The organism is Rhizobium leguminosarum, assembly GCF_002953715.1.
Taxonomy (GTDB): Bacteria; Pseudomonadota; Alphaproteobacteria; order Rhizobiales; family Rhizobiaceae; genus Rhizobium; species Rhizobium leguminosarum_V.
Genome location: NZ_CP025013.1, coordinates 149,459 through 162,440 on the forward strand (window position 1 = coordinate 149,459; position 12,982 = coordinate 162,440).

Annotated in this window: 11 protein-coding genes; 4 read left to right on the forward strand and 7 right to left on the reverse strand. The window is 57.9% G+C overall.

Features of this window, described 5'->3' with window-relative positions; genetic code table 11:
* Window positions 1-4: 4 nt before the first annotated feature.
* The 5 genes from CUJ84_RS25020 to CUJ84_RS25040 form a co-directional block, all read right to left on the reverse strand.
* Window positions 5-922, reverse strand: coding sequence for a carbohydrate ABC transporter permease (locus CUJ84_RS25020; RefSeq protein WP_105008411.1), 918 nt, complete (start codon window positions 920-922; stop codon window positions 5-7).
* Window positions 919-2,175 carry an ABC transporter substrate-binding protein gene (locus tag CUJ84_RS25025; RefSeq protein ID WP_105008412.1) on the reverse strand — a complete coding sequence of 419 codons (1,257 nt, stop codon included), beginning with the start codon at window positions 2,173-2,175 and terminating at the stop codon, window positions 919-921. Before CUJ84_RS25025 ends, CUJ84_RS25020 begins: the two co-directional genes overlap by 4 nt.
* A gap of 31 nt (window positions 2,176-2,206) precedes the next feature.
* Window positions 2,207-3,166, reverse strand: a complete 960-nt coding sequence (locus CUJ84_RS25030) for an N-acetylglucosamine kinase (protein WP_105008413.1) — start codon at window positions 3,164-3,166, stop codon at window positions 2,207-2,209.
* Window positions 3,163-3,957 carry a DeoR/GlpR family DNA-binding transcription regulator gene (locus CUJ84_RS25035; protein WP_105008414.1) on the reverse strand — a complete coding sequence of 265 codons (795 nt, stop codon included), beginning with the start codon at window positions 3,955-3,957 and terminating at the stop codon, window positions 3,163-3,165. Before CUJ84_RS25035 ends, CUJ84_RS25030 begins: the two co-directional genes overlap by 4 nt.
* A gap of 190 nt (window positions 3,958-4,147) precedes the next feature.
* Window positions 4,148-5,464, reverse strand: a complete 1,317-nt coding sequence (locus CUJ84_RS25040) for an alpha-glucosidase/alpha-galactosidase (protein WP_105008415.1) — start codon at window positions 5,462-5,464, stop codon at window positions 4,148-4,150.
* A gap of 99 nt (window positions 5,465-5,563) precedes the next feature.
* Between CUJ84_RS25040 and CUJ84_RS25045 the strand changes: the two genes are divergently transcribed.
* On the forward strand, window positions 5,564-6,430 hold the full coding sequence (locus CUJ84_RS25045) for a helix-turn-helix domain-containing protein (protein ID WP_105008416.1): 867 nt from the start codon (window positions 5,564-5,566) through the stop codon (window positions 6,428-6,430).
* 131 nt (window positions 6,431-6,561) lie between these two features.
* Here the strand turns inward: CUJ84_RS25045 and CUJ84_RS25050 are convergent, their stop codons facing one another.
* Complete coding sequence (locus CUJ84_RS25050; RefSeq protein ID WP_199788849.1) at window positions 6,562-7,521, reverse strand: HD-GYP domain-containing protein; 960 nt, start codon at window positions 7,519-7,521, stop codon at window positions 6,562-6,564.
* Between the two features lie 88 nt (window positions 7,522-7,609).
* Window positions 7,610-9,424, reverse strand: a complete 1,815-nt coding sequence (locus CUJ84_RS25055; RefSeq protein ID WP_105008418.1) for a putative bifunctional diguanylate cyclase/phosphodiesterase — start codon at window positions 9,422-9,424, stop codon at window positions 7,610-7,612.
* Between the two features lie 369 nt (window positions 9,425-9,793).
* On the opposite strand from CUJ84_RS25055, the gene CUJ84_RS25060 reads away from it, so the two are divergent.
* From CUJ84_RS25060 to CUJ84_RS25070, 3 genes are all read left to right on the forward strand, one after another.
* Window positions 9,794-11,329 (forward strand): sensor histidine kinase, encoded by a 1,536-nt coding sequence (locus CUJ84_RS25060; RefSeq protein WP_105008419.1) that lies wholly within the window; start codon window positions 9,794-9,796, stop codon window positions 11,327-11,329.
* 164 nt (window positions 11,330-11,493) lie between these two features.
* On the forward strand, window positions 11,494-11,817 hold the full coding sequence (locus CUJ84_RS25065; protein WP_105009154.1) for an antibiotic biosynthesis monooxygenase family protein: 324 nt from the start codon (window positions 11,494-11,496) through the stop codon (window positions 11,815-11,817).
* A gap of 141 nt (window positions 11,818-11,958) precedes the next feature.
* Complete coding sequence (locus CUJ84_RS25070; RefSeq protein WP_105008420.1) at window positions 11,959-12,969, forward strand: LacI family DNA-binding transcriptional regulator; 1,011 nt, start codon at window positions 11,959-11,961, stop codon at window positions 12,967-12,969.
* Window positions 12,970-12,982: the final 13 nt, after the last annotated feature.

Consider the following 12,982-nt stretch of genomic DNA (forward strand, 5'->3'; position numbering starts at 1 on the left):
TTCATCAGTCGAACCGTGTGTTGCGGTAGACACGAAGGACGTAGACCAGCGAAATCAGCAAAGACACGAGAGTGATCACGACCGATAGCGCCATGCCATACGAGAAACGGAGATTCTGGAAGGTTTCGAGGTAGATCTGGACGAGCACCGGTCGGGTCTCGAGACTGGCTCCCGCCAGAACCCAGGCCTCGTCGAAGAGATTGAAAGCGTTCACGGTTGCGTTCGTCATGGCGACAGCGATCGCACTGCGAACCAGGGGAAGAGTTACCAATGTGAACATCTGAACGCGCGTGGCTCCATCGATCCGCGCAGCCTCATAGAGATGGGCAGGGATACTCTGCATCGCGGCAAGGACGATGACGATCGTCAAAGGCATCATGCGCCAGACGTGGACGATTGTTACGGCGACAATGGCGCTGGTGCGATCGTTGAACCAGACGTGATTTTCGAAGGGGAGCCCGAGCGCCGAAAGAATGCCGTTCAACAGACCCGCGCCGGGTTGATAAATCCAAAGCCAAATGACCGAATTTACAACGCCGGGCAGCGCCCAGGGCAAGATCACTGCTGCGAGCACCCACTGCCGCCCGACCTTGATCTGATTGATGAGAGCAGCGGCAAGAACGCCGAACACGGTTTCGGCGACGACGGCCAGAACAACGTATGTGAGCGTGTTGCTCCAGGTCGTCGCGAGCTGGCCATCCGATAGCATTCGGCTGTAGTTTTCTAGGCCGACGAATGGAGTGCCGGCCTGCATGGGGTTGACCCTGTGCAGGCTGTCCCAGACGGTTCTTCCCATCGGGTAGAAGACCAAAGCTACCATCGTGATAACGATGGGCGACACCAACAGCAAGCCGAGCGTGGCGTCGGCGTTGAAGCCGACCCCACGCTTGCTCGTGGCCCCTTCGGACGCCAAAGCTGTCATTGCGCCATCGCCTGCTTGGCGGCGGAAGCGATAGCCTCCATCGCCTGGTCGACGCTCATCTGTCCCTTGGCAGCGCTATTGATCGCTGTGTTTACGCCGCTGGAAAATTGCGGATACCAAGGCGGCGTGCCTTGCGGGAAGAGCGGCTCAACGGTCTTCGACTGTGCCACGAGAGCGTCGCCGCTGTTCAGCTTTCCGGACTCGTTGAGTTCGGAAAGCGCCGACGTGCGGGTCGGCAGGAAGCCGTTCACGGCATTCTTCTTCTGGAAGTCCTTGCTGGTGAACCATTTGACGAAAGCGATCGCCGCCTCCTTGTTGGGAGAGACGTTTGGAATAGCCAGCGCTTCTGGAAGGCCGAAACTGCGCGTTTCACCACTCGCCGTCGGCACGAGGATCGCTTCAACCTGGCCCGCGACTTTCGACTGCTTCGGGTCGTTCATCTGGCCGAGACGACCGGGCTCACCGGAGATCATGATGCTGGTGATGCCCTGCCCGAACATGCTCTCATTGATCTGGCTGTCTTTCAGGCCGGTAGACGCCGGATCGACCAGCCCTTCCTTGAGGAGCATCAGCTCGAAAGCAAGCGCCTTGTAACCAGCTGAATCCGGCGAGGTGAAGAGCGGATTGAAGTCCTTGTCGAAGAGTTCGCCACCGAAGGCCTTGGTCAGCAAGTACCAGCTTGTTGACGCGCCTTCGGTTGCTGAAACCGGCAGGCCGATCGGATACTCGACAATGCCCTTTTCCTTGATTTTCTTGGCTGCAGCGACCAGGGCGTCCAATGTTTTCGGCATCTCGGTGATGCCTGCATCCGCGAAATGCTTCTTGTTGACGAGCATCACCCGGAAGTCGTTGGTGTAGGGAATTCCCAATAACTTGCCGTCGACGGTGAAGATCTTAGCAACGCCGATATCTTTCACGGTGTCGGCGTCGATCACATCGTCAAGCGGCATATACCAACCAGCGGCGCTGAACTGACCGGTCCAGGACCAATCGAACTCGGTCACATCAGCCGGCGCTGTACCGGCAACCAAAGCCGTCACCAGCTTCGGGCGGATGTCGTCCCAGGACAAGGTCTGCAGGTCGACGTGAATGCCGGTTTCGGCCTCGAAGTCAGAGGCGATATTCGGTCCCTGCGGCGATGGCATGAGCACTGTGATCGATTGGCCGGCAAGCGGCTTTGCGTCCTGGCCAAGAGCGGGTACGGCGACTGCCAGAGCTGCTGATGCAAGTAGAGGCAAGATCAATTTATGCATGTTCCCATCCTTCATTATTCTTGAGCTCAATTCACTGGGGTGCGCGGTCACCGCCTTCGGCCGTGGCCACGATTTGCCCGAACCAGCCGTCGTCTAACGGCCAGTCGAGAAGCTGGGCGGCAGCCAGGAGCGCGCCGCCAATGGGGGGAAGTTTCGGCAAAGCCGGAGGCCTGCCAATTCGGCGTTCAAGCGCCTCTAAAAGAAGCCGGCTCGAAAAAGTACCGCCGGCATAAGTCCAGTCGGCATCCGGATCACAATGGCCGGCAATTGCCTCATGATGCTTCGCCAATTCATCGGCGGCCTGCTCGATCAACGCGATCGCCCCTTTGTCGCCGCCAAGTGCGACCTGATCGACGAGGGCCGAAATTGCTGCAATGTCTGCCCGTGGGTTCGCCAAGGAGCTGGCCCAATCGCCGAGGCCATTCATGGGATTGCTCGGGTCGATGCGAAGGTGGTCAAACAAGGCCGTTGCGAGAGCCGTTGCCGGAGCACGCCCGTCCATGCTTTGACTGACGAGGTTGAGCGCCCTCCGGCCGATCCAATGGCTGCTGCCCTCATCGCCGATGAGATCTCCCCACCCGCCGGTGCGGGCTGACTGGTCTTCAGAGTTGCGCGCCCATGCCATTGAACCCGTGCCCGAAAGAATGAGGATGCCCGGCTCGCCCGCAAAGGCACCAAGGTGTGCCGCGTCGACGTCGTTGAGGACGCGCCGGTGGACGTTTGGGAACGCGCGCTCGATCGCGTCCCGTTGTTGAACCGACAGGCGCTCAACCTCCCCGTAAGCGGGTAGTGCTGCAGCGACCGCCGCCAGATTTCCTTCATCGCGAAAGGGAAGGAGATGCCGCTCCAGCTCCTGGAGCCAATTGGGATTATCCATGGGGTTGACCCCGTGGCCGCGGGAACACCGCAATATCCGGCCACGCTTGTCCGTAAGGGCAACCAGCACCTTGCTTCCGCCACCGTCGATGCCGAGGATCAGCGCGTCGCTCACTCTTTCGCCCTCAAGTCGGCGATCGTTGCGTCGACGCCGAAGTTGACAAGCTCGTCGCGCCAATGTCGCGAAAGCCCGGAATCGGTAATGACTTTCGCAGTGTCCAGCGGCGCGACCTTGTAGGTCGCCGTGGTTCCGAATTTCGAGGAATCGGCCAGGACGAAACGATTGGCCGACCGAGCCAGCATGCGCCGGTTGAGGCTCGCTTCCGCACTGTCCACGCTGTAGATCGCACCGTCGGCGCTAATGGCGCTGGCGCCAAGAAAGAGCTGGTCGAACCATAATGTTTCCAGCATTGCCTCCGCCTGAGGTCCGACAAGCGACGCATTCTCGCTACGCAGCTGACCGCCGAGAAGCACCACCTCCAAATTCGGAATATTCAAGAATTCCTGCGCTACCGTCAGGCCGTTGGTGAATATTCTCAGCGGCATGGGGTTGATGCGAACGAGGCGCGCAAGCTGCAGGACGGTGGTTCCCGCGTCGAGAAAGATTGCCGTACGCGGATGAAGCAGGTCGTAGGCCGCGGTGGCAATCGCCCGTTTGGCCGATAGATGGCGCTTTTCGCGCTCCTGAAATGCAACCTCAACCGACGATCCTTCGGCAATGCGCGCTCCACCATGCACGCGATCAATGGCGCCCTCCTGCTCAAGGATCTGCAGGTCTCTACGAACCGTGGCAAGCGATGCTCCGATCGCATCGGCAAGCGCCTGAATGGTCGAAAAGCCGTTCGCGTAGAGGTGGCTGCGAATGGCATCCAGCCGATCGACCTTCACTCCAACTGCCTGGCTCAACGAAAATCTCCCTCACGGCCGATCCCAATTTCGATCATGCTTTCATTTCAAATGATCAGTGTCAATCAGTTTTCTGACGTTTTATGATTTATTGGATGGGGGCTGGAATGAAAAAGACGCGCCGTGAATTCACGGCGCGTCTATGACGAATGAACTGCCATCCGCTTGTGGCTGGCTTATCCGCGGGATCTCACTGATATCTCGGCAGCAAATCGCCGTGCGCGTCGATCAGGTCGTCGACGAGGTTCCAGATTTGGTCTGGAGACAATTCCGCAGACGTATGCGGATCGAGCAGAGCGGCCTGGTAGACGCGCTCGCGGTTTTTTGTAAGAGCCGCCTCGACCGTCAACTGCTGAACAGAAACGCTCAAGTTCATGACGGCGGAAAGCTGAGAGGGGATCCGACCGACCCGGACCGGCTGAATTCCGTTTCTGTCGACATGGCAAGGCACTTCCACGATGCATTCATCGGGCAGATTCTCGATCAGGCCGTTGTTTGGGACATTGCCGTATATCAGCGCCGGGTTGCCGGTGACCGCGGCATGAATGATGCCGGCCGCATATTCATTGCTGCGGCACACCTCGATCGGCTTGTCGCCTTCCAGTTCCTTCCGCAGGGCATGCCACTCTTTGATCTGCACTTCGCAGCGCCGGATGTATTCGTCCAACGGGATATTGAGCTGATCGATCAGATCCCCGCGGCCCTCTTTGATGTACCAGGAGGTATACTCGGAGAAATGCTCGCTGGATTCGGTGACGAAGTGGCCGAGCCGTTTGAGCACATCGAACCGCACCCGATCGTCCGGCGGGACGCGGCCATCGGCGGCGAGAGCGTTCAGTCTCGGATAGAGATCTTCCAGCCGTCCGTCGCTGTGAACTTTCTCATATTTTAGGAAGAAGGCGACGTGATTGATGCCAGCCGAAACGTAGTTCACGTCGGCAACGTCCTCGCCGAGGCATTGCGCGAGATGTCCGGCTGTGTGCTGCACACTATGACACAAGCCGACGGTCGGGATTTCCGGGGCCAGATCCTTGATCGCCCAGCAGTTGATGGCCATCGGGTTGACGTACTGCATCAGAAGAGCCTGCGGGCAGACCTCCTGCATGTCTCGGCAGATCGCCTCAAGGACTGGTATCGTCCGCAAACCGCGGAAAATGCCGCCGATGCCAAGGGTGTCGGCGATCGTCTGACGCAAGCCATATTTTTTTGGAATACCGAAGTCCGTGACGGTCGCCGGCTTGTAGCCACCGACCTGCATCATCAGGATGACGAAATCAGACCCGCGCAGCGCTTCCCGCCGGTCGAGCGTGGCGTCGATCCTGACGCTTGAAAGCTTAAGCGACTCGCAGATCCGGCGAGCGACGATCTCTGACGTCATCAGTCGCTCTGGATCGATATCAAAGAGGCTGATGACGTAGTCGCCGCCTCTCTGCGAGGACAGGACGTCTCCCAGAATGTTCTGGGCAAAAACGGTGCTACCAGCGCCTACCAGGCAAATCTTCGGCATTGCAATCTCCCTATCGGTTGTGATTGCTTATTGCTCCTTCTGGGTCGGAATTTCTTCCTGGCATCGGCCTATTAATTCCGGAATTCGAGTCTCAGACACATGAAACATACCCAAAGCCGCGGCGAATGGATCGGATCCCGAGGGCAGTTCCTGATCGAGCGCCACATCGCCGATGCGATGGCGGCACCGCATTGGCACGACCACGTTGAATTAAACCTGCTCATGGCAGGCCAGATGACCTACCTTTTTAATGGAAGGCAGGAACAGGTTGAGGCCGGCCGTCTGGTTTTATTCTGGGCCGCAATTCCCCATCAGACGATCGCTGTTGCCGACAACGCGCCGCTCGTATGCCTCTATCTTCCCCTTATCGATTTCCTTGGCCTGCCGGTGGACAGAAAGGCCAGGCAGTCGATCATGCAGGGGAGGTTTCTGGCGCAGGCAAATCAGGAAACGATGGATGCTTTGACACTCCCACGATGGGAAAAGGAATGGCAATTCGGCAGTGCGGCAAGACGGAAATTGGTCGTGGAGGAGGTTCGATTGCGAATACGGCGCCTGATCCTGGACAATGCTGAAATCGACAATTCGCCAACCCATGTCTCTCTGACATCGTTGGCTGGCCACGCGGTGCGCCACGTCGAGCTGCTGATCGATCTCATAAATTCCCGCTACGCAGATCCGATTAGCGTACCCGATCTCGCGAAGCTTGCGGGCATGCATCCAAGCACCGCCAACAACGCTTTCCGAAAGGTTCTGGGAATATCAGTCAACGAATACCTGACCCGACATCGGATTGCCCGGGCGATGCAGCTTCTGACAGACACGGAGGACCCTGTGCTCCAGATCGGTTTTGACTGCGGGTTTGGTTCCAGCAGTCGCTTCTACGAGATTTTCAAGGAGCGAACGGGTACGACCCCCCGTCATTTCCGAGAAGCGGTGAACTCCAGGAACACTCCGGCGCCTTGATGGGATTCAAACCGACGAGGGTGAGATCGCTCTTGTGACCCTGGCCTCTGCTGCCGAAGTGACCGCCGATCCGGAGCGGAGTTGCAATTGACGTTTGGCCGGTACGACGCGCCGTCCGGCAAATGATGGCTCTAGTGGAGCGTGCCGCTGATCACCATTTTTGACACGAATGCGGAAAGAAGCTGGCTATCGAAATGGCCCGGCGAATTCATCATCATGTTGATCGCCTCCGCTTGAGAGAATGCGCGCTTATACGGCCTGATTGTGGTCAATGCTTCGTAAACGTCACAAATCGCCGCAAGCCGGGCTACGTAAGGGATCTTCTTTCCGGCGAGCCGACCAGGATAGCCAGAGCCATCGAACTTTTCGTGGTGGTAGCGACAAATGTCGAGCACCTGCTTAGGGACATGCGCGACATGAGAAACCAGCTCATATCCCCGCTGAGGATGCCCGCGCACAAGATCCATTTCCTCGGCCGTCAGCTTACCGGGTTTCGTCAAAATTTCGTCCGGCAGCGCCATTTTTCCAAGATCGTGAACCAGTCCACCCAATCCCAATACCCGTACCTCCTCTTCTCCATGACCGAGGCTGCGCCCCAGGGTGATCATCAACGCGCTAACTGCAAGCGAGTGGAGGAACGTCAGCTCATCTTTTTCCTTCAGCTTCGCGACTGCGATCAGCGCTCCGGCATTGTCGAAGGCTGCCGACATGATCCGCTCCACAGCCGAGCTTGCCGCGTCACTGGCAAAAGAGGCTTTGATCCTGGCGTGGGCAAGCATCTGGCGGATCTGCGGTCTCGTATCCTCTACGCATTCCCTCGCCTGCTTGATATCCTTCGCCGAAAACACGGCACGAAGCTGGGCGTCAAACGCAGCCCGGTCGATGTCCTGTGGCGCACCTGAGTCGACATCCGCGCCTTTTCCGACGTCGATCACGACCGTCATCAGGCGGCTTGCCATCAAACTCTCGACCTGACCGGCGGCCGAGATCAGGAACGGCTTGAACCGGCGTGTCCTGTCTTCCCCCTCAATTTCGACGTCCTCGACATACATTCCGACCCGCAATTGGCTGACATGTATCCGTTTTCGCATCTCTGATCCGTTCAAAATGATCTTGGTACTTATGCGTTGTCTCAGGTGTCGGGGGCTGGCCCGAGCGCGAAAACCTCACTCAGGGAGGCTATAGGGCTCCGGCACGGGTCTTGTCTTTGTTGGGCCGTTGTCCATGCTGCTCTAAAATGGCTGCGGCAACCGTTCGATCGACTGCTTTCGAAAACAGATAGCCCTGTCCGAGCTTGCAGCCGAGCCGGCTCAACTGAGCAGCTTGGGATTCTGTTTCAATCCCCTCTGCGACAACCCGGATTCCCAGCTTGTCTGCTATTCCGATCAGGCCCTCAACGATGAAAGTCCCTGCGTCGCCCGGCACCATGCGATCGATGAAGGACTTGTCGATCTTGATAATATCGACCGGCACCGTCAGCAGGTGGGTCAAAGACGCGTAGCCCGTGCCAAAGTCGTCGAGGGCAACCAGTAACCCCTTGGACCGAAGAGCTTTTATCTCGTCCGCTACGACATAGTCCCGTTGTCCGAGATAAACCGATTCCGTCACTTCGAGGATGATGTGCTTAAGAGGAACCTCCGCTTCCCCGAAAATGCGGCACAGCCTGTCTTGCAGATTACCGCCACGAAAATCTGCGGCGGACAGGTTGATGCCGACATGTTGGAGAGGAAGGCCCCGGGCGAGCCAGCTACGGATGTCCCTCGCGACCCTCAGCAACATCCGTTGGGTGAGCTCAGCAGCAATATGCGCGTCTTTCGTCGCCTCATGGAAATGCGCTGCGGCTATGATTTCGCCGGAAGGCGTGGTCATCCGACATAAGGCTTCGAAACCGACAATTTCCCGAGTATCCAGGCGCAATATCGGCTGGTAATGCGCGTCGATCCGATCGTCCTCCAGGGCGACGCCCACATCGCGAACCGCCCTGAAGCGGCGGGTCAGGGCGGTGCCCAGGCCGGGATAGTGTTGCACGTACCGGCCGCGGTTGTGTTCTTTCGCATGATAGAGCGCCACATCGGCGTTCTGGCGGATCTGGTCTGAGTTCGTTTCCATCTCAGCCAGCGCGCCGCCAATCGTCGCGGCGGGAAAGACCACATGACCGTCGCACGTTGAAGGAGAGGACAGTGCTTTGAAGATGTCGGTTGCCCTCGCATTCAGATCAAGCTCTTTGTTGTCCGACACAATGACAGCAAACTCATCTCCACCGAGCCTAAACGTGTTTCGGGAGCCTGCTGTCGCGGCGATCCGGTCTGCAACCACTTGAATCAATGCGTCGCCGGCGGCGTGCCCGAACGTGTCGTTCACGAGTTTCAAGTTGTCGATGTCCACCAGCAAGATACCCCAGGCACGCCCGGATCGAGGCAGCTCTTCGGCTAGAAGCTGGTTGAAACGAGCGCGATTCGACAGTCCTGTTAAAGCGTCGCTGTATGTCAGCCGCTGACGTTCCATTACACGTTCTTCGCGATCGATGGCGATTATGCAGAGATGGACACAAGCGTCGACGAGGTCCCGTTCGATGGCCTTCGGACCGCGGTGGTCTCGATAGTAGAAGGCGAAGCTACCAATCACCTGCTCGCCACGTTTGATCGGGCTGGACCAGCAAGCCTTCAACCCTAGCGGAAGGACCAGGGACTTGAAGTCCTGCCAACGAGGATCAGTCTCGATATCGGTGACAACGACCGCTTCTCCGAAATAGGCAGCAGCGCCACAGGAGCCCGCAAGAGGACCGGCCTCAAGATTGTCGACAGCCGCCGAATAGTGAGGCGGTAGGGAAGGTCCAGCGAGTGTGTGAAGACGGCTCCCGTCGAACGTCAGCACCGAAGCGATGATCCTAGGAACGGCGGCCTCAACCTTGAGGCAAAGTTGCTCCATCGTTGCTGCCAGCGGTTCCCCTTTGGCAATCATTTCCAGAATGGCATTCTGCAACTCAAGGATCATGACGTCACTTCCCGGAAGGAGACCTTCCCTAGCAAACCGACTTTCAGATCAGGTTACGCCGTTGATTAGACTTTGATCGAATAGACGCCGGATGATCAGTTCTGGACCCTTCGTGCCGAGCTTCGCGTGCGAAAGGTTTTTTCCACCATTCGGATCTCCTTCTCGAACGAAGTGGGATTGACCGAATGTCACGGTCATTCTCTAAAGGTGACTGTGAATATACAATCCTCAGTCGTACTTTTGAGGACACCGAGTCGGTGAGCACGGCATAATTTTCGAGAGTCAGAAATCAGCTTATCGGATATGGTTCGGAATGCGTTGCAATGTCCCCATTTGGCCGTCGCCGCACAATGGAAATTGGCCTGAAAGATGATCGGTGGCGATAAATACGTTGGCTCCGTAGGAAAAGCATCGCTCGCGATCATCGCGCTGATGTTTCTGTCACTGACCACCCTCTTGTCGCTCTGGCTCATATCCAGTTACGAGACAGCTGTTCGCCGGGGCGATGAGCGTGTCAGCGCCGCTTCCAAAATTGTTGCAGCGAACGCGAACTGGTTGAATTCCCTTGCTCGGGAGACCCTGCACCGAATTGATGATGCTCTGGGGCCGAGTACATCTTTGCCCGGCCCGGAGCGCGTGCGCGATCTCGACGCTGCCGTCTATGACCTTCCTCCTCAGGCGACTGCCTATGTCATCGGAGCGGATGGAGAAACGCTCTATTCAAATGATCGCAATATCCGGCCGATCAATGTTACGGACCGCGACTACTTCGTTCGGCTGAGAAACGGTGCTGACGAATATACGTCCCCGCTGATCATCAGCCGCCTTTCCCAGCGGCAGATATTCGTCTTCAGCCGCAGGCTCGAACGAAATGGCGTGTTCGCCGGCGTCGCCGTGATTGCCTTCGACGCAAGCATCCTAAGGCCAATATGGGACGCGGTCGCGATAGGCGAGAACTCGATTGTCAGCCTCATAAGGCGCGACGGGCAACTTATCGCCCGATACCCGGAACCCGCCGGACCAGTCGATATGCGAAACCACAAACTGTTTACCGACTACATGAGGAAGGCGACATCCGGCACATATCGCTCCGTGTCGCCAGTCGACAATGAAGATCGCCTGGTCGGATACCGAATTCTCGAACGCACCCCTTTTGTGGCTATTGCTTCGGCAGATATCCATGTGATCATGCAGCCCTTTTGGGAGGATGCCAAAATCGCGGCTTTGCTGGTCGCTTTCGCCCTTGTTGGCGCTTTAGCCGCTGCATTGTGGATTCAGAACCTAATCAAGGTGGACACATTGCACACCAGGCAGCTTGCGGATGCGTTGCGATCGAATGAAACGCTCATGCGCGAGATACACCATCGAGTGAAGAACAACCTGCAGACGGTGATGGCCCTGCTGCGCTTGCAGGGTTTTGAACCGGAGGCCGTTCAAAAATTAAATGAGCGCATCTCTGCAATGTCCGCAGTTCACGAGCAGATGTACGGCTTCGACCAGTTTAGCGGAATATCTGCTCGAGAATTCATTCCATCATTCGTTAAGACGCTTGTCGATGTCCATGGTCGCGCCGTTTCCGTTGACTTTGAAATCGACGACATCGTGATTGCAGCCGACAAGGCAACACCGTTTGCCCTCCTGCTCAACGAGTTGATCGCCAACAGCATGAAATACGCGTTCGACGGCCGAGCATCCGGAAACATTCGCGTCATGCTGCACGTGACCGAAGGAGAGGAATCCCAACTGACTGTCGCTGACGACGGGATTGGATTTGATGGCCGATCGGACAGCGCCGGGATGGGGACGAGGCTGATTAAAGCCTTCGTAAATCAACTGCATGGCGAGGCGAGATACAATCGCCTGGAAGGGACGCAGTTTACGGCAACACTCAAGCTTACCGATTGAGCGAGAGAAGCCAGCTCCCTCCGCAAAGCAAACCTTCGGTTATCCCCGTCGCATCGGCACTTTTCATTGGGCTTGGGGCGACACATCTTCCAGATGCCCTGCCGCTCGTGCGAGATTTCCTCGCCCTCGGCTTGTTCAATTCAGATATCACTGGGAAGCAGAACATGACGAAAGTTCCAACCATAGCTCGTATCTGGCGTGGCCGCACCAAGCCGGAATTCGCTGATGAGTATGAAGCCTACAACCGCGCGGAGGGAATTCCTCCACTGCTAAAGACAGCGCTCGACGTTCAGCTATTGCGCGAAGACCGTGAGGATGAGACATGGTTCACGACAATTTCGTACTGGGCCGACATGAAATCGATGACCGCGTTTACGAAAGGCGATCCACAGCAGGTTCATCATCTGGAGCGGGACGCGGAACTGCTTTGCGAACTTCCCGAGCGTATCCAGATACACAAGATAGTGGTCCCGCCTAGGCTGCGCTGAGAAGACCCCGCCGCCTTCGCATATCTGTGTCTCTGCTCGTCTTGAAAGATCATGCGCGCTACCTCGGCACGAATCCAAAACGTTTTGGCTTGACTCCCAAAACGTTTTGGAGAATCTTTTTCTCACTTCGGGAGGAAGATCTTGGCCAATCTCAAACAGCTCGCGCAATCGTTGGGACTGTCGATCACCACGGTGTCGCGCGCGCTCGATGGTTATGCCGATGTGTCGGCTTCCACGCGCGAGCGGGTTCGCGAGGCCGCCGACAAGGTCGGCTACCGGCCGAATGCTTCGGCCCGCCGCCTCCGCAGGCAGCGCGCCGAACTGGTCGCCGTCACGCTGCCGAGCGATCCTGGCCATATCGGTCCTCCCCATTTCCTCGATATGTTGTCCGGCTGTGCCGAACATCTTGCTGCTGCCGGCCTCAATCTGGTGATTGCGCCGGTGCCGCGCGGCGAGAGCGAGCTCGACATCTGCCGCCGCTTCGTCGATGGCCGCCGCGTCGACGCCATGCTTCTCGTCCGCACCAAGCGGAAGGACGAGCGCGTCGAATTTCTGCAGTCGCGCGGCATTCCTTTCGTCACCAACGGCCGCACGGAAAGCCTGCTGCCCCATCCCTATATCGATGGCGACGGCTTCGCCGGCTTTCGCGCCGCGACGTTGCGCTTCCATGCCGCCGGCCACCGCCGCATCGGCCATATCGCCGGCCCGCAGGAATATTACTTCGCACATGACCGCTGCCGCGGCTGGCGGGCGGCAATGGAGGAATGCGGCCTTGCAACCGACCTCTGCGCCGAAGGTGCCCCGTTGGAACAGGGCGGTTATCTCGCAGCACTCGAACTTTTGCGCCAGCCATCGCGTCCGACCGCACTCGTCTGCGCGACCGACGAAATGGCAATCGGGGCTCTGAGGGCGCTGCGCGAAGTCGATGGCGGCAACCAGATCAGCATTGTCGGCCATGATGACCTGCCGATGGGCGCCTTCACCAGCCCGCCGCTCTCGACCATGCGCATGACCGGCGAAAATCTCGGCGCGAGCTTCGCCTCGCTGCTGCTGCGCGCCATTGCAGGCGAACCCGCCGAAGAACTCCAGGAGCTTCATGCGATCGAATTCGTCGATCGCGACAGCCATCGCCGTCCCGCCAAGGCGGCATAGACAGAAGTGCATC

Bases quoted from the DNA above. Each gene is read 5' to 3' on its own strand.
- CUJ84_RS25020 (WP_105008411.1), bottom strand. From the start codon at position 922: ATGACAGCTTTGGCGTCCGAAGGGGCCACGAGCAAGCGTGGGGTCGGC.
- CUJ84_RS25025 (WP_105008412.1), bottom strand. From the start codon at position 2,175: ATGCATAAATTGATCTTGCCTCTACTTGCATCAGCAGCTCTGGCAGTC.
- CUJ84_RS25040 (WP_105008415.1), bottom strand. From the start codon at position 5,464: ATGCCGAAGATTTGCCTGGTAGGCGCTGGTAGCACCGTTTTTGCCCAG.
- CUJ84_RS25045 (WP_105008416.1), top strand. From the start codon at position 5,564: ATGAAACATACCCAAAGCCGCGGCGAATGGATCGGATCCCGAGGGCAG.
- CUJ84_RS25050 (WP_199788849.1), bottom strand. From the start codon at position 7,521: ATGCGAAAACGGATACATGTCAGCCAATTGCGGGTCGGAATGTATGTC.
- CUJ84_RS25055 (WP_105008418.1), bottom strand. From the start codon at position 9,424: ATGATCCTTGAGTTGCAGAATGCCATTCTGGAAATGATTGCCAAAGGG.
- CUJ84_RS25060 (WP_105008419.1), top strand. From the start codon at position 9,794: ATGATCGGTGGCGATAAATACGTTGGCTCCGTAGGAAAAGCATCGCTC.
- CUJ84_RS25065 (WP_105009154.1), top strand. From the start codon at position 11,494: ATGACGAAAGTTCCAACCATAGCTCGTATCTGGCGTGGCCGCACCAAG.